General features: G+C 40.0%; 21 protein-coding genes. 2 read left to right on the top strand and 19 right to left on the bottom strand.

The features are described from left to right. Positions 1 to 75: 75 nt before the first annotated feature. From NFR56_RS02385 to NFR56_RS02300, 18 genes are all read right to left on the bottom strand, one after another. Positions 76 to 1815 (bottom strand): ATP-binding protein, encoded by a 1740-nt coding sequence (locus tag NFR56_RS02385; RefSeq protein ID WP_251457455.1) that lies wholly within the window; start codon positions 1813 to 1815, stop codon positions 76 to 78. After that, entirely contained in the window at positions 1812 to 2903 is a 1092-nt protein-coding gene (locus NFR56_RS02380; RefSeq protein WP_003011173.1) for a carbamoyl phosphate synthase small subunit, read from the bottom strand. Before NFR56_RS02380 ends, NFR56_RS02385 begins: the two co-directional genes overlap by 4 nt. Positions 2904 to 3027: 124 nt before the next feature. Then, positions 3028 to 3951, bottom strand: a complete 924-nt coding sequence (locus tag NFR56_RS02375; RefSeq protein WP_049488079.1) for an aspartate carbamoyltransferase catalytic subunit — start codon at positions 3949 to 3951, stop codon at positions 3028 to 3030. 46 nt (positions 3952 to 3997) lie between these two features. Beyond that, on the bottom strand, positions 3998 to 4516 hold the full coding sequence (pyrR, locus tag NFR56_RS02370; protein ID WP_003001719.1) for a bifunctional pyr operon transcriptional regulator/uracil phosphoribosyltransferase PyrR: 519 nt from the start codon (positions 4514 to 4516) through the stop codon (positions 3998 to 4000). A 262-nt stretch (positions 4517 to 4778) separates the two neighbouring features. Beyond that, complete coding sequence (locus NFR56_RS02365) at positions 4779 to 5414, bottom strand: Pr6Pr family membrane protein (protein WP_251457451.1); 636 nt, start codon at positions 5412 to 5414, stop codon at positions 4779 to 4781. A gap of 224 nt (positions 5415 to 5638) precedes the next feature. Further along, positions 5639 to 5974 (bottom strand): zinc ribbon domain-containing protein YjdM, encoded by a 336-nt coding sequence (locus NFR56_RS02360; RefSeq protein ID WP_003016288.1) that lies wholly within the window; start codon positions 5972 to 5974, stop codon positions 5639 to 5641. Between the two features lie 127 nt (positions 5975 to 6101). Further along, a complete protein-coding gene (locus NFR56_RS02355) occupies positions 6102 to 6854 on the bottom strand; it encodes an HAD family hydrolase (RefSeq protein ID WP_251457449.1) in 753 nt (250 codons plus the stop codon). Next, a complete protein-coding gene (locus NFR56_RS02350) occupies positions 6829 to 7233 on the bottom strand; it encodes a PaaI family thioesterase (protein WP_251457461.1) in 405 nt (134 codons plus the stop codon). Before NFR56_RS02350 ends, NFR56_RS02355 begins: the two co-directional genes overlap by 26 nt. 84 nt (positions 7234 to 7317) lie before the next feature. After that, complete coding sequence (locus NFR56_RS02345) at positions 7318 to 8415, bottom strand: hypothetical protein (RefSeq protein WP_049471800.1); 1098 nt, start codon at positions 8413 to 8415, stop codon at positions 7318 to 7320. A gap of 3 nt (positions 8416 to 8418) precedes the next feature. Continuing rightward, entirely contained in the window at positions 8419 to 9123 is a 705-nt protein-coding gene (locus NFR56_RS02340; protein ID WP_251457446.1) for an ATP-binding cassette domain-containing protein, read from the bottom strand. Between the two features lie 291 nt (positions 9124 to 9414). Next, positions 9415 to 9885, bottom strand: a complete 471-nt coding sequence (locus NFR56_RS02335; RefSeq protein WP_251457443.1) for an 8-oxo-dGTP diphosphatase — start codon at positions 9883 to 9885, stop codon at positions 9415 to 9417. A gap of 26 nt (positions 9886 to 9911) precedes the next feature. Continuing rightward, complete coding sequence (locus tag NFR56_RS02330) at positions 9912 to 10343, bottom strand: hypothetical protein (protein ID WP_251457440.1); 432 nt, start codon at positions 10341 to 10343, stop codon at positions 9912 to 9914. Positions 10344 to 10842: 499 nt separating this feature from the next. Then, on the bottom strand, positions 10843 to 11466 hold the full coding sequence (locus tag NFR56_RS02325) for an NAD(P)H-dependent oxidoreductase (protein ID WP_251457437.1): 624 nt from the start codon (positions 11464 to 11466) through the stop codon (positions 10843 to 10845). 93 nt (positions 11467 to 11559) lie between these two features. Beyond that, the gene (locus tag NFR56_RS02320; protein ID WP_251457434.1) at positions 11560 to 12057 is read right to left on the bottom strand and encodes a GNAT family N-acetyltransferase; all 498 of its coding nucleotides are present in this window, start codon (positions 12055 to 12057) and stop codon (positions 11560 to 11562) included. Between the two features lie 14 nt (positions 12058 to 12071). Next, positions 12072 to 14060, bottom strand: coding sequence for an excinuclease ABC subunit UvrB (gene uvrB / locus NFR56_RS02315; protein ID WP_251457431.1), 1989 nt, complete (start codon positions 14058 to 14060; stop codon positions 12072 to 12074). A gap of 290 nt (positions 14061 to 14350) precedes the next feature. Next, the gene (locus NFR56_RS02310; RefSeq protein WP_251457428.1) at positions 14351 to 15040 is read right to left on the bottom strand and encodes a hypothetical protein; all 690 of its coding nucleotides are present in this window, start codon (positions 15038 to 15040) and stop codon (positions 14351 to 14353) included. Further along, positions 15000 to 15833, bottom strand: a complete 834-nt coding sequence (locus NFR56_RS02305; RefSeq protein WP_251457426.1) for a hypothetical protein — start codon at positions 15831 to 15833, stop codon at positions 15000 to 15002. Before NFR56_RS02305 ends, NFR56_RS02310 begins: the two co-directional genes overlap by 41 nt. A gap of 1 nt (position 15834) precedes the next feature. After that, positions 15835 to 16545, bottom strand: coding sequence for an ABC transporter ATP-binding protein (locus NFR56_RS02300; protein ID WP_251457423.1), 711 nt, complete (start codon positions 16543 to 16545; stop codon positions 15835 to 15837). A 158-nt stretch (positions 16546 to 16703) separates the two neighbouring features. Here NFR56_RS02300 and NFR56_RS02295 point away from each other — a divergent pair, with 158 nt between their 5' ends. Beyond that, positions 16704 to 17375 (top strand): response regulator transcription factor, encoded by a 672-nt coding sequence (locus NFR56_RS02295; protein WP_251457420.1) that lies wholly within the window; start codon positions 16704 to 16706, stop codon positions 17373 to 17375. After that, on the top strand, positions 17360 to 18436 hold the full coding sequence (locus NFR56_RS02290) for a sensor histidine kinase (RefSeq protein ID WP_251457417.1): 1077 nt from the start codon (positions 17360 to 17362) through the stop codon (positions 18434 to 18436). The genes NFR56_RS02295 and NFR56_RS02290 overlap by 16 nt, the downstream gene beginning before the upstream one ends. A 109-nt stretch (positions 18437 to 18545) precedes the next feature. Here NFR56_RS02290 and NFR56_RS02285 read toward each other — a convergent pair whose 3' ends face one another. Then, the gene (locus NFR56_RS02285; protein WP_251457414.1) at positions 18546 to 19478 is read right to left on the bottom strand and encodes a CPBP family intramembrane glutamic endopeptidase; all 933 of its coding nucleotides are present in this window, start codon (positions 19476 to 19478) and stop codon (positions 18546 to 18548) included. Positions 19479 to 19702: the final 224 nt, after the last annotated feature.

The raw sequence follows: 19702 nt of genomic DNA, 5'->3' as shown, positions 1-19702 counted from the left end.
AGCCCTACTCAACTGTGCGGAGGTGGGACGACGAAATCGAATTCTAACGAATTACCGATTTCTGTCCCACTCTCTTTATTTTATGTTAGAAAGATAGATCAAATCTTTGAACTGATCAATGGTCTGAATCAGGTGAAGGCTTGTCTCATTAATAGGAAGATAATAGACTTTATCTGCCAAAGATTCTGTAAAAGGACGATTCGTGAGTAAGATCACCTGTTGTCCTTTTTCTTTCAGCTCTTTCACTTGCTTTCTCACCTTTTGGTAAAAACGCTCATCACCGATTTCTAGATCATCCACCAAGACACTAGCAGCGTCCAAACCTAACGATTCATTGGTTCCATTTTGGGTCAGATAATAGGCTGCTCCCTCTTTGACCTCATATAAACCAGCTGATGGTTCAACTGGAAGAAAGGCTGGTTTGATTTCAGCTTCTGCTACTTTTTCCATTTCTACAAGGTTGGCCAGAACCTGCAAATAAACAGGTGCTAATTTACTCAAATCCAAGAGTTCCTCAAACTCAAAACCACGTTTCAAGGCTTCTAAGATATAGAAGAGCCGGTGGGGCATATGACGAGCAATTTTCTGGATTAATTCATCATCGCTCATTTCCTCAGGAAGGATGGTCAGCAAGTTCTTATCTTTAATGGTTTCTAGGGCTTGTTGATAAGCCTCATCGATTCTCTTCCCAAATCCATAAACTGCCCCATAAGAGTGAATTTGGGTATTGAGGCGGGCATTTTTAGCAGCATCAGAAAAAATCGGGATCTTAAAGAAGATATAGTCCAAACTTGGTTCGTAAACAGCCTTTAGATCCTTTAATAAGGGGTGAGGCAAATGCTCGAGAGAGCGCCCTAATTGTAACTGAACTCCTTGCTCAAACAAGGAATAGCCCAAGCCCATAGAGGCCATCGAGATACTATCTGATGCAAATGGATTAACCTCTAAGATATAAAAAGCATAGCTGGTCGGATCCAAGGCAAACTTAATAGAAATGGCTCCTGTCAGCTTCAGATAGCGACTGATGTGGATTGCTGCTTCTCGAAGATTTTGGAACTCCCGGTCAGTCAGGGTGACCGCTGGCATAAATTGATAAGAGTCACTAGAGTGGATCCCGACAGGATCAATGCTTTCAATAGAGGCTGCCAGGTAGTGATTGTCTTCGCGATCGCGCATGACCACAAAATCCAGTTCCTTAAAGCCATAGGTCGAAAACTCTAGCAAACACTGCTGACTTGGAGAGACCGAAAGTCCCGTTTCCACTGCTTCGCACAGGTCATCCAGGTTATGAGCAATCTTTCGCCCCTGCCCTTGCTTACTCGCTACCGGCCAGATCATAATGGGAAATTGAATGCCTTCAGAAAACTCGATGGCTTCTCGAACAGAACCAACCAGTGCGGAAGCGGGTACCTGATAGCCCAACTCTTGAAAGAGTCGTCGTTGATCCGCCTGCTGATAAAAGGTGCGGTAGCGTTGAAGGCTCGGTCCGATAATCCTAATCGATGCGTCTTTGAAAAATCCAGTTTCTTCCAATCGAAACAAGAGGTTCAAAATCTGTTTATCCGCAAAGGTTAGGAGCAAGCGAGACCCAGTATAGGAAAGAAGAGTCGTCCTAAGAGCATCCAGCTTGAGCTTACTGACTACTACCTGTTCTCCAGCTTCTTGTGTGATAACATTTTCTTCGCCCAGATAAAGGACAAGAGCATTTCCATCCTTGGCATAAAGTTTTTGTGCTTCATTTACCGCAGCCAAGAGGCTAATATCCTGATAAGAATCTCCACATAGGAGAAGCAATTTCTGGTTTTCTTTCATCATTCCTTCTCCCTTCTACTTTCGTGAATTTTGGCATCAATTAATTCTAAAAATTCATCGTAAAAATAGAGATTTTCCCTTGTCCCTGGACTAGCATCCACTTGGAATTGAACCCCTAAAATCGGTTGGTAACGATGACGAAAAGCTTCAATACTATGGTCATTGACGTTTTCATGCGTGACCAATAAATCATGGGGCAGGCTATCGCGTGCGATACTATACAAGTGATTTTGACTGGTTATCTCGATTTTTCCTGTCGCAATTTCACGCACAGGAATATTTAAACCGAAATGCCCAACTTCCATAGGAGCTAGTTCAGCCCCGTAAGCTTGAGCCAGCAGCTGAGCCCCCAAGCCCATGCCCCAGATCGGTATCTGACCATTGAGCTTTTTGATCAAGCGGCAGAGTTTTTTCACCTGATGGGGATCGCCAGGCCCACTGGATAAAATAACACCATCGGGCTGCTGTTCCATCAGTTCATCATAAGAGATATCATAGGGATAGACCGTGACATTACAGTCTCTTTGACTCAGCTGGCGCAAGACAGAGTGCTTGACACCTAGATCAATCAAGGCAATACTCTTTCCAAAACCTGGTACAGCATAGGCCGTTTTTGTAGAAACTTGACGCACTTGGTCTTTGGGAAGGACCGTTGCTCGCAACTGATCCAGTATATGCTCGATCGAATCCCCCTTGTTAATGACAGTCGCCTTCATCCGTCCATACTTGCGGACAATTTTGGCCACCTGTCGTGTATCAATCCCTACAATACCAGGGATCTTTTTTCGCTTCAAGAATTCATCCAAGGTCATCTGCTGCCGCCAATTGCTCGGCATCTCCACCAGATGCTGAACGACTACTGCTAAACAAGTGGGCGTAATCGATTCAGAATCATCCCGGTTGATCCCTGTTGCACCTATAACTGGAAAGGTAAAAGAGAGTATCTGGCCACTAAAAGCCTGATCTGTGATCAATTCTTGATAGCCTGTCATGGCTGTCGTAAAGACCAATTCACCAGTCACATATAGGTCTGCACCAAAGGCTTCTCCTTCAAATACAGTCCCATCCTCTAGGACCAATAATCGTTTCATCGAACCCCTCCCTTCTTTCATTCTAATCCAATTTTATCATAGTTCCTCAAAAAAAGGAAAGTCAGATTCCATGTAGCTCTCTACTCTGTCCTCTTTCTTTCCTTTCAATGAATTGTCAGTTATCTTATTTTGCACCGCGACCTTTAAGGACGGCTTCAATGATGGCCATACGGACAAAGACACCGTTGGTCATTTGTTCTACGATGCGTGATTTAGGAGCTTCTACCAAGTGGTCCGCAATTTCAACGTCACGGTTGACTGGTGCTGGGTGCATCAAGATCGCTGTATCTTTCATACGGTCATAACGTTCTTGAGTCAAACCATGAAGACGGTGGTAGTTTTCTTTAGAGAAGAGTGATTCGTAATCATGACGTTCGTGTTGCACACGCAAGAACATCATCACATCTACATCTTCAATGACTTCATCGATAGTGACGAAGGTTCCATAGTCTTCAAATTCCGCACTTCTCCATTCGTCTGGACCTGCAAAGTAGAGGGTTGCTCCCAAACGTTTCAAGATTTGCATATTTGATTTTGCCACACGTGAGTGATCCAAGTCCCCAGCGATACAAACTTTCAAGCCATCAAAGTGACCGAATTCTTGGTAGATAGTCATCAAATCAAGCAAGCTTTGGCTTGGGTGTTGACCTGAACCGTCACCACCATTGACGATAGAGGCTGTGATCGTTGGACTTTCAACCAATTCTTTGTAGTAGTCCACTTCAGGGTGACGGATGACACAGACATCCACTCCAAGAGCTGACATGGTTAAGATGGTATCGTAAAGTGTTTCCCCTTTGTTCACAGAGCTTGTCTTCACATCAAAGTCAAGGAGATCACATCCCAATTTCAACTCTGCCACTTCAAAGGCTTTGTGGGTACGAGTTGAAGGTTCAAAGAAAAGGTTTGAGATGATGTGTTGGTCTTCGTAGGCTGCTTTAGCTCCGTTTTTGAACTCAATCCCACGTTTGATCAATGCCATTACTTCTTCATTGGTAAGAGTTTCCATTGAGACAAGGTTTTTAAGAGCGATTTGATTTTCAGACATGTTGATTCTCCTTTTATAATGTGAATGCAAATAGTTTACAATTTGTTTAAGCTTCTTTGATGAGGACGCGGTCTTGACCGTCTAGCTCCACCATCTCGACAATGATTTCCTCTGACTTACTTGTCGGGATATTTTTCCCAACAAAGTCCGGACGAATCGGCAACTCCCGATGCCCACGGTCGACTAGAACCGCCAGACTCACTCGAGCGGGACGACCGTGACTGACCAGATTGTCAATGGCAGCGCGTATCGTGCGACCAGTATAGAGGACATCATCGATCAAAATGACTTCTCTATGAGCGATATCAACTGGTAAGACCGTTGTATCTTCTGTCGCCTTCATGTCATCTCGGAAAGGCTTGGTATCTAGTTCTGCTACAGGGACATCGATTTGTTCCAGCTGAGAGAGGCGTTCTTGGATCCGGCGAGCGATGTAAACACCACGCGTCTTGATCCCCACCAGCACAATCTGGCTCAAATCTTTGTTTCGTTCAATGATTTCGTAGGTGATCCGGGTAATGGCCCGTTTCATCGTCAAATCATCAACGACTTCTTTGGTTTTCATTCAGTCCTCCTTAGTTGTAAAAGAAAAACCTCCTTTTTCAAGGAGGTTCAGCAAATGAATGGTCTAAGAGGATAGAGTCTCGCTCTATGGTCCTAGCCATTGTTTTTCACAGTCTCCTTGCCTGCCTCACGGGACAGGATTAAAGGATTTATTTAATTGAGATAACTATATCACAGTTTCAAACGACATGCAAGAAAAAACTCAACATTTTTCAAAAAAATTTAAAAACATGATTTTTCATCCGAATAATGTTCGGTTTTTACTAAGAAACAGCCGATTTCCGCTTGATATTTTTAATCCCATAAAGCACATAGCCAGCCAAGAGGTAAGCGATAAAAATGATCACCACCCATTTTCCAACAAAGGCCCAGCCGTATTTATTAACATTGATAAAGAAATAGGCAAACGGACTATCTTTTGCACCTGGAATTGGCCACTTCAAGACCAAACCATTGAGAAGAGCAAAGAGCATGTATGCCAGTGGAATCAAGGTCCAAAAGAAAGGATCGAGCTTACGGTATTGCTTGGCTTTATCAATCACTAGGGTATCAAAGAAGAACATCAAAGGAACGATGTAATGACAAAGGAAGTTTTCCAAACGATAAAACTTCTCTGGTGTCGCAAGAGGCGCCAACATAAAGTGGTAGATGACACAGGTGATCATAATGGACATGGTCACTGCCCCCTTCATGCGAAGGTAGCCCTGAGTCTGGGTCGAACGCCCTCGAACCATGCGCCAAACCATGTCTCCCATAAAGAACATGACCAACATGTTAGATAAAATGGTGTAATAGAGCATCATACCAAAGCCACCATGCTTGGTCAGTTGTAGATAAACGCCAAGTACACTTAAAATAAACAATAGAAAACGATAGCTAAATAATAGTTTGAATTTCATAGTATTCTCCTGAAAGAAAAGGGGCTAGGCCCTTCAGTTTTATCAGGAACTTTCCTTAAGTGAGGACGGGCGTCAGCGAACTTCTACGAAGTTCCATGACTTAGTTTTGAACCTAAAGTTTCAAAACTCCCGAGTACTTGAATCAATACTGTTTCAAGTACTTTTCTCACAGCGGAAAGTTCCATTATAAACTTTAACAACTCTATCAATTTGTGTACTGTTCTTTAGATCTTCTTCACAAATTCTGATTTGAGCTTCATTGCACCAAAACCATCAATCTTACAATCGATGTTGTGGTCTCCTTCAACGATACGGATATTTTTCACGCGCGTACCTTGTTTCAAATCTTTCGGTGCACCCTTCACTTTCAAATCTTTGATCAAGGTCACCGTATCGCCATCAGCCAATTTGTTTCCGTTGGCATCAATCGCTACGACACCCTCTTCTTCTTCGACCTCAGCTGGGTTCCATTCATACGCACACTCTGGGCACACCAAGAGCGCTCCATCTTCATAGACGTATTCAGAGTTACATTTTGGACAGTTTGGTAAGTTATTCATTTTTATCTCCTTATTCAAATTAACTTTCATAGTATACCATGAAAGAGAAAATTTGACAAATCCTGTTCCACTGTAGCATTTTCAATAAAAAAGGAGGCGACTTGGCCTCCCTACATGGATGATATTTTCAATCTTCCTGCAATTCTTGAATGTCTCGAATCACGCGCACACCTGCTTGATTCTTCTCGCGCAGTTCAGCTTCAGAGTATGGGAAGGTATTGATCAAGATACTCTCCATCCCGATACTTTGGGCAACAGCGACATCTGTCGTAAAGTCATTCCCCACCATGACCGTTTTCTCAGGGTTCAACTGGTGTTCTTTGATGACTTCCAAGAGGAACTCTGGCTGAGGTTTGCGAATACCTGCATCAGATGACAAGTAAATGGCATGGAAAAGTTCTCTCAAACCAACCAAATCAATCTCCGGATTGGTAAAATCTGCTTGGGCATTGGATAAGAGAAAGATCCGGCAACCTGCAGCTTTCATATCCTCTAATACTTCTTTCGTGTGAGGATAAAGCTCCAACCGTTTGCGAGAAAGGACACGGAAAGTCCGCGCAATCAAACGTCCCCACTCTTTGAGGTGGGAAACACTATTTCCACTTGGATGACCTTCTAAATACAATTGTACAAAGATAACCGTCAGATCAATCTCTGGGTAGGCAACTTGTTTTTCCTTAGCCAAGTCTTCTTCGGCTTGTTGCACCAACTCTTTATAACGCAGGCGCAGACCTTCTCCTGTGTAGCTTGCCCCGTAGGATTGGTAGATCTGAGCCATGGTATCCCATAAAATGGGACTCGACTCATCGGTTTCGATGTCGACCAAGGTTCCATAAAAATCAAAAATATAGTTTTTAAATGCGTACTTGTGCGGATTCATCTCTCACTCCCGTAACAAACATCGTAAAGGTTGCCTTGCAGACATTAGCCCCGTCTTGATTGGTAATATCAACATCCACAACTCGAGTCGTCCGTCCACTGTGGACACATTCGCCATGGATGGTCAGGACATCCCCCAGACGCCCTGCTTTCAAGTAATTGATCGAGGATTGCAAGGTCACCCCATCGACCCCTTGAGAAACCACGACCAAACCACTGACTTGGTCACACAAGGTAAAGAGATAGCCTCCGTGCGCATTTCCATAATAATTGAGCGAGGATTCCACGACCTTGGTTGTCACCACTACATGGCCATCTCTCATCTTTTCGATTTCGTAATTTTCAAATGCAGCAATTGCATCAAAGTGAATATCTTTCATATTACTTGCCACCTTTTCTAGCATCTTTTCAACTCCTCTATCATACTACAATTAAGAAGCAGATACAAGCAAAGGAGCAATTCCTTAGAAGCAGAAGAGGAGACTCCAACTAAGTAAGAAGACGATACTAGGCACAATATATTTTCTTGGGTGCTTCCAACATTCTCTCTTTAAATTCCATTTTCTTAAAGGGAAATAGATTTCAATCAGTAAGTGCAAAACAGCTTCCACTACTGCTAGAATCATCACTCCTAGTAAAAATAGGATCCCCAAGTCAGGCATAACCACCATTTTTAATAACAGAGCAACAAATAGATTGACAAATAGGAAATAAGTCAGCAATACACGGTAATACATCAAGTAAAAGAACCGACTCTTAGGAAGAGACTTAACATGATCGATCAAATCTTTATCAGCGGAAATGAGAGTGGTTAATGGCGTATTGACAGAAGCAATCGTTAAAAGGATGATGATTTTTAAAGGAGCCTCATAATCCTGTATCAGAATGAGAAGGAGGAAGATGAGAGTAAAGACAAAATTGATGGAAAAATAGCGCTCTTGAAATAAGGAAATCCAAAAATAATTGCCACTTTTTCTCTTTGCGACAAGCAACTGATCATTTTTTGAAATCGCGATTAAGTCGTCATTTTTAAAAATAAAGATAGTAACGAAGGCTGAAAGTAAGATCATATAGGACACTTGTTGAATCCATAAAGAAGATGCTGTAAGAACAGTCGTTACAAAAATGAGCACTCCTCCTAGAAGACTTGGCCTGGTATTGAACTGGATAAAGATATAAAACACACTCAATACCACCAGTAAAGAAAGGAGGACCAGCTTAAAGGATTGTAGCAGGTCTAACCTGACTCCTAAAAAGAGGATCAATAACAGCACGCGCTCTAGTAAATTGAGAAGAAAGGTTACCGTCAGAAAAGACCCTTTAAAACGATTGAGAGACAAAGGAAGCTGGTAGTAGGCCTGGACCCTGTCCATCGAAAAGTAGGAATACAGCAATTGAAAGGTTGATAGAGCAGTAACAATAGCCGTACTGATCAACAAGACTTGAAAGCTCGTAGAAAATTTTGCCCCAACAAGATAGTAATAAAGAGCAAAGGCTAAGGAAGTCAAGAACAAGAAGAGCCGATTTTTGGATACCACATCTCTAAAAATTGCTAGTAGCATGTTCTACCCCCTCTGACGATTGACGTCATGAAACCAATCTTCTAAATTCGATTCAATCGCGTCTAGGTGACCATCTTCAATATAATAAGCTGTATCACAGACCCGAACGATACTCTCTGCGATATGCGAACTCATCAGAATAGAGCCTTCTTCTTTATACTGCAATAGCAAACCATATAGAAATTCTGTCGCATCAAAATCAAGGCCATCAAATGGTTCGTCCAAAATAAGGAGGGTAGGTTTGAGATAAAAAGCTGCGATCAAGAAGACTTTCTTCTTATTTCCCGTTGACAAACTACCAATGTCTGTGTTGAGAAACTCTTCAAAATGAAAGCCTGAAATCAAGTCCTGCAATACCTTTTCATCTCTCTTTCGATGATACAAACGACAGACAAAATTAAAATAGTGAACAAAATCCCAATTTAAAAAACTATTGTTTTCAGTAAAAACTGTATAGGTACGGCTCTTATAGAAATTCGTATGAAAAGAGGTCGCCTTGTCTTCTATGGTAACAGACTCAACTGCATACTGCCGATGATCAAAGACACTACTTAAAGCTTTTAGCAAGGTTGTCTTCCCTGCTCCATTTCGACCAATCAACCCTACTACAGAATGATTGAGCACAAGCAAATTCGTGTCTTTTATAACGGGCTTGTCTTTTTTATACCAAACATTTAGCCCCTTGATGTTTAAACAATCATTCTTCATCGACGCACTCCTTTATAAAGGTAAGAAGCCCCAACTAAAAGCAACAGCAAAGCGTATAACCATTCCTTTTGAAAGGCAAAGACTAAGGCACCGATCAAGAAGCAAATTCCTATAAGGATTCTAAATTGTAATTTCATATCTTGCCTTCTTTCTTTTTACAGTATGAAAGATTACAATAGTATTTTATGCTTATACTATAGTACTTTTTCTGAGCAGATTCAAGCACGAATGGAATATTCTTACTTCTTTTAGCTTACAAGCAAAAAAAGCTAGATCCCTCTAGCCCTTTACTTAAAATCTTAATTTTTCCCAATCATCGTCTGTCCGTTTGCGATAATAGAACTCAGACAAGTCCGGGTCTTCCATCACTTCCAGCAGAGGAAGCATATCGTAGGATAAATCCAACTTTTCTAATTGATCTTTCTCAACCCAAGAAACTTCTCCTTCTTCGGACGATCTGAGCTGGCCAGTGAATTCTGTCGCTTTGTAGCAAAAGACAATATAGCGGCCTCCATCGTCTAGTGGCCAGTCTTTGACTGCGACGAGTTTTGGATCTGCAATTGTCAGTCCTGTCTCTTCGTAAACTTCACGAATGACGGATTCTGCAAGACTTTCTCCTTTTTCGATATGACCTCCAGGAAAGGCATAGCCAGACCATTTCTTGTAACGCTCTGGCGAGCGGTATTGGAGGACTACTTTTCCATTATCAAGGTCTTCCACCAAACAAAGATTGGTAAGTACAGTAGATATTGCGCGTGACATAAATTTCCTTTCTATGATGGTAACAATTAATCAAAATAAACTTTTTTCTTTACCTCTTTCTTCATCACAAAGGGATTTACCAGCTCATGGTATTCATCAAAAATATCCAAAAGAAAGCCTCTCTCAAAGACAATGGTCTTCTCTTTTAACGAATATTCCGAGTGAATTGTTACCGGACCATGGCCATTAAAGGTAAAGAACAACTCAATGAAAAATACCAGAATCACCATAGCAAAGAGACTCAAAAGAACACTAACAAGGTTCTTCCAATTTGGAGCATGTTTTCGATAGAAGTGATACCAGATGTGACTAAAAGCCGTCACAGCTCCAAGATACAGCCAGGGATTCCACAGGAGCGGTGTAAATGCATAACCATAGAAGCTCAATATAAAGTTCACAAGAACAAAAAGCAACAGAATCAGATACAGGATCCGAAACATGTTCAAATACTTTCTCATGTTTGGTCTCCCCTTCGTAATAATTGGATTAAACTGGATCTCCTAAAGAAACATCAACAGAATATGATAACCCAACCGAATCCAATGATCAATTAGAGGCGCATCCGGATCATTTTTTTTACTATCTAAAAATAGACTTAGCGATAATAAAAGTAAGCTAAGAGCTATAACTATTCTAAGAACGAGTCTCATACCGCCAAGAGCAAAAGAAACTATAGAACCAATTAGTGGTAAAGGGGAAAATATAAATGCCACTAAGCCGAAATAGATCTTAACCAATGATAAAACCAATAAACTATAAACGACAATCTTCGTAAAAAGAGAGACCCTTTTATCTTCTCTTTTCAGTTGTGAAATGGAATAGATGACATAGATCATATACATAAATAGAAACATATTTATTTACCCTATTTCCTATAGATTTTATTCCTATTTTATCCAACATCCGTTTAGAATACAACTTCTTACCTAAACTCACCCAACAAAGACAAGAACAGGATCAGAGTTTCTTCACTTCTGCTACGACCTTTTTGAGATGCTGTTCCCTCATGCTAGCGGTATTCACATCGCGGCCGACTTCTCCTAAGATGCAGACGCGATTGGTTTTAATCCCACAATGGTTCAAGACGGCATTCTTCAAAACAGAGATGCCATAACTATCTGGAATATTGATAGGACCTGAAAAAATCTTGTACCACCAAGTAGGCGCCATGGAAGTCGAATAAATACTGGCTGTTTTTCCTTTGAGCAACTTCTTGAATTGCTTGCCTCTCAGGTAATTCCAGATGAAACTTCCTTGATCATTGGCCGAGTAGGCAATCCCCGGTGTAAAGACTCGATCGATCCAGCCCTTCATAAGGCTCGGCATACTACTCCACCAGATGGGATAGACAAAGATCAGGTGATCCGCCCACTGGATCCATTCTTGAGAACGAAGGATAAATGGATCTTCTTCCATCCGCTTTCGATAACCGTAGCGAAGAACTGGATCAAAGTCTTCTTCATTGAGACTGATCACTTTAAGCTCGTGGCGATTTGAGTCAATAGTTTCGACTATGGTTTGAAAAATAGCCTGACAGTAACTTTCCTTATCTGGATGCCCATTGATGACTAGAATCTTCATTCGTCTTCTCCTTCATCTCTTTGGTTCATTCTATCTCTTTTATATTTTTACTTGATTCATTGATAATGGTTCAAAGATTGATAGATACGTCTTTTAGGAATTTTTATTTGAAGAACATATCATCCGCAATTCCTTAACAGGTTTTCCAAGTTTAAGTATTTGTTCTTGGCTATCAAAAGTAAAACCCATTTTTTGATAGAAAGCAATGGCTCGCTTATTATCTTTCAATACCCATAAATAAATTTCAGAGAATTGATCAAGAGCAACAAATGCAGCATGCATTAACTGTTTACTCACACCTTTTCCATAGTAATCTTTTAAAACATATAAGGCAATGATTTCACCAGCTTGAATGGTCTCATCACGGTAATTTCCATAGCTGATAAATCCAACGACCTTCTTTCCATCCATCGCAATCAAGGTATTTTCTGGATATTTTTGACTAAAGAATCGACATTTTTCTAATGTCATCGTCTCCTGAAAATCCGCGGGTAAAAGATCGTCATAAGCCTCTCTCCACGTTTGCCAATGAACGAGAGATTTTCCTTCTATCTCTTCAGGAGTTTCCATCGTTTTAATGATAATCTTCATTCGCTTTATCCTATCTAATCCAAGGCCTTGACTTCCAACATCATATCGCGGATCTGTGCTGCCAATTCGAAATCAAGCACTTCGACGGCTTCTTGCATTTGGCCTTGCAGTTTCTTGACCAATTCCTTACGCTCTTGGCGGTTGAGGCTGGTGATATCCACTTCCTTATCCTCTTCCTTGGCCACAGCCTTAGTAACAGAGATGAGATCACGGATTTCCTTTTTGATGGTTTGTGGCACAATGCCATGCTCTTCATTATAGGCCATCTGAATCTGACGACGACGAGCCGTTTCATCGATCGCACGTTGCATAGACTGGGTCATGGTGTCCGCATACATGATCACGTGACCCTCACTATTACGGGCAGCACGGCCAATGGTCTGAATGAGCCCTCGCTCATTACGGAGGAAACCTTCCTTGTCCGCATCGAGAATGGCCACTAGGCTAACTTCTGGTACGTCTATCCCTTCCCGAAGCAGGTTGATTCCGACCAAGACATCAAAGACACCCAGACGCAAATCACGGATTATTTCCGTCCGCTCTAAGGTCTTAATGTCCGAGTGCATGTATTTGACCTTGACACCCATTTCTTTGAAGTAGTCGGTCAAGTCTTCTGCCATCTTCTTGGTCAGGGTAGTGACAAAGGTCCGCTCTCCACGTTCCACACGCGCATTGATCTCACCCAAGAGATCGTCCATTTGTCCCATGGTAGGGCGGACCTCCACTTCTGGATCTAGAAGACCTGTCGGCCGAATAATCTGCTCGATGACGGTGTCCGTTTGTTCCATCTCATAGTCACCTGGTGTCGCAGACACATAAACAATCTGGTGGACATGGCTTTCAAACTCCTCCCGACGCAGTGGCCGGTTGTCCAATGCAGATGGCAAACGGAAACCATAGTTGACCAACATCTCCTTACGTGAGCGGTCTCCATTGTACATGCCCTTGATTTGGCCCATGGTCATGTGGCTTTCGTCAATCATAATGAGGAAATCTTCTGGGAAGAAGTCAAGTAGGGTGTAAGGTGGCTCTCCTTCGCTTCGTCCATCCATGTGGCGAGAATAGTTCTCCACCCCGTTGGTGTAGCCCATCTCTCGCAACATTTCAATATCATACTCGGTCCGTTGCTTCAGGCGTTGGGCTTCTAAGAGCTTACCTTCTTTTTCAAAGACCTTCAACTGCTCCTCTAGTTCCGCCTGAATCTTGGCAATGGCCACTTCCATATGGTCGTCATTGGTCACGAAGTGAGTGGCTGGGAAGATCGCTAAGTGGTCCACATCTCCTAAAACCTGGCCGGTCAAAGCTTCAATCTCACGAATCCGCTCAATCTCATCTCCGAAAAACTCGACTCGAAAGGCATGCTCATCACGCGAAGCTGGGAAAATCTCGACCACATCTCCACGGACACGGAATTTCCCCCGTTGAAAGTCGATATCATTACGTTCAAACTGGATGTCCACCAAGTCATTGAGCAAACGATCACGAGAAATCTCCAGACCTGGACGCAAACTGACCACGCTGTCGGAATATTCCTTAGGCGAACCCAACCCATAGATACATGAAACAGACGCTACAACGATGACATCGTTACGCTCCAAGAGCGCTGAGGTTGCTGAGTGACGAAGCTTGTCAATCTCATCATTGACCGAGCTATCCTTTTCGATATAGGTATCACTCGATGGTACATAAGCTTCTGGCTGGTAGTAATCGTAGTAAGAAACGAAGTACTCGACAGCATTCTCTGGAAAGAACTCCTTGAACTCCCCATAGAGCTGACCTGCTAGCGTTTTATTGTGGGCAATGACCAGGGTCGGTTTATTGACCTGGGCAATAACCTGGCTCATGGTATAGGTCTTCCCCGTACCAGTCGCCCCCATCAAGATTTGGGCCTTCTCGCCTCCCTCGATGTTATCCACCAACTGCTCAATGGCCTGCGGTTGGTCCCCAGACGGTTGGTATTTGGATACTAGTTTAAATTTGTTGTCTGTAATTCGATTAATCATCTCTTTGTCCTCACATATATAGACCTTATTTTACCATAAATCACTAGAATTCTCTGAGATGAGGAATGAAGAGGGAAGACAACATGTTACAGAACGATTCATTAAATTAGTACATGAGCGAATTACAATCTAATTAATTGGACACGTATTAGCATAAAAACTAAACAAGACTCTCGCAATTACTTCGGAAGTCTTGTCTTTTATTCTAAAACCATGAAATACGTAATAAACATCAATGTCATTGATTTACAAAATTAGCAAGGTTTGCTCATCAGTATCATTTTTATTTACTACTTAACTTCTTGATTCCTTACCAAGAAGTAGAGTGTTGCTCCAAGTAAACATACCAGTCCAATAACGTAAATACAGAGTTGCAGATAGGAAGCTCTCCCTAATATTGTATCCGCAACAATATTATAAAATAGATAACTAGTCAATGGTTCCACTACTCTTTCTATGAATGGTTGTACCAAAATAGGAAATAGCAGCAAAATAGCTAAACTCCCCATTGGACTTTTGAAAAAATAACTTAAGAAGTAAGAAATCAAAAAGTATTGGATGGAGCCAAACAAATAGAAACTGAAGATTTCTAAACTGACACCATTTTCGCTCCTATAAAATTGAAACCATATAAGCAGTACAATGAAATACAAGGTTGATTGTAGTACTACATCAAATAACTCTATGAACAGGATCCTAATTGAACTTAAGATCCTTTTTCCACTTACCAAGTAAACTAGCTTTGTTTCGTGTGATTGTAACTCAACAAATGCATTAACACACCCAATACCAACAGAGAGCATTGATGCAAAAACAAGAGCTTGCTTTAAAGATAATTCTACAATTGCACCATTAATTGCAACTGGTAACACACCCAATAGACACACAAAACCTATTAAAAGAGACTGTATGCCTATCTGGTACTTTACGGGTTTTAAACTATATTTTTTGACGATAAGACTGAAAAATACTTTTGCCATTCTTCCTCCCCATTCGAATCTTTTCTACAACCATTATGAACACCAAGAACAAGATCCCTTCTACTATTAAAAGTGTAATTCCATACAATTGGCTCGTTTGAGTCCCTTCAATTCGACCAAATGCAAATGACTTTGCTCCAATCAAAGGCAATAGATTTTCTATTTTAGAGGAAATTCCTCTTAGAATACCTGATAAACTGATAACCAATAATAAAACATCTGCAATTAATGCAGTCATTGATTTTTTCGTTACGATTACGAAAAGTAAAGCTAATAAAGTAAGAACGATTGCAAATATCATAACTCTTACCGTGACATCTAAAAACAATGTCAATTCTAAAAAATTCTTTAGAGTTGAATCTAGAAAAACGAATAAAATAACAACGTTTACTATAGAAAATATTAAAGTAGAGAGTAACGATAGGACAATCGAACTTGCAATAAACCCAGTAAGACGAACTTTCCAGTTAGGAATCAATAACTGGCTAAAATAATCATCACCAAATTGGTAATGGGTTGAATAAACAAGCGAAACCAAGATTGGCAAGAAAATGACACTTGCTTGGTAGGGGGAGGATAAGAGGGCATCCCTGACTGTATAAACTGGATTCGATGATAACATGGACGGATCAAGGTTAACTGCTTGGCCATTTCCTTCTACTAAGGCATTTATCACCTGGATATTTTGAATTGTAAAAAATATGCTGACTCCCAAAATAAGAAAAAAAGTGAATTTAAAAGTAGGTAAACTACAATATTTATAGAGATCACTAAAAAAGGAACGCTTCAACATATTATTCACCTTCTTTCCCTTCGAGTGACTTAAAATATGCTTCCTCAAAAGAGCCAAACTGTTTCAAAATATCCTTTGTAGAAGCATCAATAACAATTTTGCCATTAGAAATACCAACCAAATGATCTACAGTTAATTCTAACTCACTCATATAATGACTTGTCATTAAGACAGTTTTACCTTCATTGACAAAAGATTGTAAAAAATTACGTACCCAGCGAATTCCTTCTGGATCTAGTCCATTGATTGGTTCATCTAAAATTAAGATGTCAGGATTTGCTAATAAGGCTGTTGCTAAACCAAGACGTTGCTTCATTCCTAATGAATAGTCTTTTACTTTTTTATTTTTAGCTTCACTTAACCCCACCAACTCTAAACATTCCTTGCACCTATTTCTATCAACCCCACAAGCCAAGCCAATCCAACGAAGATGCTGAAATCCTGTTCTGGTTGGGTAAGGTTGGCAACTGTCAAGGAACGATCCAACAATACAAAAAGGATTATCTCCCAATTGAGAGTATTTTTTGCCATCGATCAACGTCATTCCCATTTGACTATTTTCTAATCCAAGTAAAATTCTGATTAAAGTTGATTTTCCAGATCCATTCGGTCCAATCAATCCAGTAATCTCACCTTTCTTAGCTTTGAAAGACACGTTTTGAAGGACAATTTTATTATTATATTCCTTATGTAGCTTTTGAATTGTTATCATTCATTCTTTTTCCCTTCTGACTTTTAGTGAAATTCCACCTTCACTTGGAGCAAGTATAACAGGAGAAAATCAGGAAATTCTCAGAATAATTATTTTTTTTATTTTCAACAAATTACATTCTATATTTGCTATAATATGCTCATATAATTGGAGGAACTATGAAGTATAAAATTTTAGCCATTGACGATGATGAAAAAATCTTACGATTAATAGGGAATGCATTAGAAGCAAACAACTTTCACGTGGAAACTCGTAAAAATATAGAGGAGATCAATATCTGTGACTTTACTGGATTTGATCTAATTTTACTTGACGTCATGATGCCTATTTCTGGTATAGAAATTTGTCGTTCCATTCGTTCACAAATTGCTACTCCAATCTTATTTCTAACCGCTAAAGATTTTGAAGAAGATTTATTAAAAGGAATACAAGCCGGAGCCGATGATTACATCACAAAACCATTCAGCATTAAAGAATTGATTGCAAGAATTCAAATGCATCTTCGTAGAGAAGAAAGATCACACCATTCCTCTAAAGAAGAGATGGAGTCAAATATAACTTTTTATCGAGATAGTCAAGAAGTTTATTATCATTCAAAGAGAATTTCATTAACTAAGCGAGAGTTTGATTTACTTTATCTTTTAGCTAAAAATGAGAACCGAATATTTAGCGTAGAGGAACTTTACGATTACCTCTATCCCGTAAGCTCTGATGCTCAACTACGGTCAATCACTGAATACATCTATCAAATTAGACAAAAATTCAAGGCTCATCAAATTGATCCTATCAAAACAGTATGGGGAGGAGGATACAAATGGAAAAAGAATTGACAATCAAGCAACTCATTAAGCGTACCTACCTTAAAATCATTTGGCAATTTCTTCTATGTCTGATACTTTTTTACATAGTTCCAGCTCTTCTATCTTCTGTATCTGGAATAAATGAGAGAAATGCCAATCGCTTTGCTTTATTTTTTAGCGTCAGTTCTTGGATTTATCTTTGCATCATTTTGATTTTTATCATTGTAATAAATATTAGACAATTATTAACCAAGATTCAAAAAGAAATGAACATGGTTTATCATAGTGGTCTATATTTCACCAAAAATGAACATCACCATTTGCAGATTAAAGAATTCATTGAAACAAATGAACTAATCGAAAAAATGCAATCTGATATAAAAAATAGGATTGAACATGAAAAAGAACAAAAAAAAGAACTCATGTTTCAAGTATCTAGCGCTGCACATGATCTTCGTAGCCCTCTAACTGTCATCAGAGGAAATGCTGAATTCCTACAATCTACCAAGCAAACACCTCAAACAATGGAATGTCTAAAAGATCTTGAGCAAGCAAGTATTCAATTAAACGATTATTTCAACCACTTCATCCAATACTCCAAAACCTTTTACGATCATGATATTCAACTTGAAAATATATCGATTCAACAAGTAACTCATCAATTGAAGGAATATATCACACCTTTACTCCCGAGAAATACACATTTTGTTTTTAATAACACAGTAACTTCATCGGCACAAATTGCTATTCATTCCAATTTATTTTTTCGAGCAATCACAAATGTTATTAATAATGCAATACAACATCAAAAAGATAATGATGCAAAGATCCAGCTAACAATGTCACAAGAAAATAATCGATTAGTTCTAACCATATGGAATAATCAATCTACTTTTTCAAAAAATATATTACAGAATGCTGGAAATCTTTTCTATAAAGATGACCAAGCAAGAACATCCTCTCAAGAAAGTCACTATGGACTTGGTTTATCTTTCGTAAAACGCGTCATGAAACTTCATAATGGAACGATGCATTTAGAAAATATTCATGATGGTGCACAAGTCAAGCTAATCATTCCCATTATTATATAGAAAAAGCCGAACTCATCAATATGTGTTCGACTCAGAATACAGACAAACGTCATTTTTGGTGTTTGTCTTTTTCATATATGACTTTCAGACATTACACAGAAGTTAGTCATTAAACTCTTTCTTTCCTCTCCCCTAAACGATAAACAATCACGACGGATACTAGAAGAACCAGAGTTGTGATGATCGATCCTTCCGCTCCAAATTCCCCTCCAGTCAACCAGTCAGGTCCTGACCCCATGGTAAAGGTAAAGATAGAGGCATCTGCCCCCGTCCCACTGACTTGAAAACCAAGGAGATTGCCTTGTACATAGTTCCAGGTGCCGTGTTGGGCGACCACTAGCCAGATACTATCGGTGTAGACAAGGAGCAAACCAGCTAGCACTCCATCGAGGATGATATTCAGAACGGATAAGAAGGTCACTCCTGCATTTCCCATATGCAGAATGCCAAAGAGACTACTAGAAATCGCGATCGCTAAAGGCAGATTAGTTCTTGAAGCAATCCGAGTCAGAAGCCAACCTCGCGTCGCTACTTCTTCCGTCCCCCCTTGGAGGAGCCAAAATGGAAATAATCCTAGGATAAAAAGCAAGGGCTCTAAACTGAGCTCATTTAACACAAAAGACCCGATTCCACTGACTTGGTAGACAAGCGCAATCACACCCATTTGAAGCAGTGAAATCAAGATTCCCCAACCTAGATACTTTAGCCAGTTCTTTTTTATAAAACCTAAAGTCGATAAGGGATTCTTCTCAATGAACTTCACCCAAAAAATAAAGAGTAAGAGAATGAATCCAAAACTGAAGAGCTCATAATAAAGAAAATAATGGTAGAAAAATTCTTGGACACTCGCTCCTCCATTACCTGGCGAAAAGAGTTCTGTTAAAAACTCTATGGCTAGAGAAAATGGTCCTACAAACTCACTCCCAAACCAAAGTCCACCTTCAACAAATAAGAAGGTTAAAAACACATAGAATAGTGTAGAAACAAGTACTGGCCATGAGGTGTTAGTTTTTATATCTTGAATAATCTTCCCTTTCTTCATGATCGACCTCCATTTATCTAATAGGTCCATTGTAGCAAAGAAAATCCAGACCTGCAACACCACTTCATGTCAGAAAACCTAACATCGAAAGTTGATTTTTCTTGCTGAACTGATACTTTTCTGATATAATAGCTTTTATAGAAAAACATAAGATCATTCATACTCTATTTGGTATGAATGTTTTGTTTTTTCAGGCCATCCTTTGGTCAATGCACTCATGGGTC

The sequence above is a fragment of the Streptococcus caecimuris genome (assembly GCF_943193075.1).
Classification (GTDB): domain Bacteria; phylum Bacillota; class Bacilli; order Lactobacillales; family Streptococcaceae; genus Streptococcus; species Streptococcus caecimuris.
This window is presented reverse-complemented; position numbering and strand designations above follow the sequence as displayed.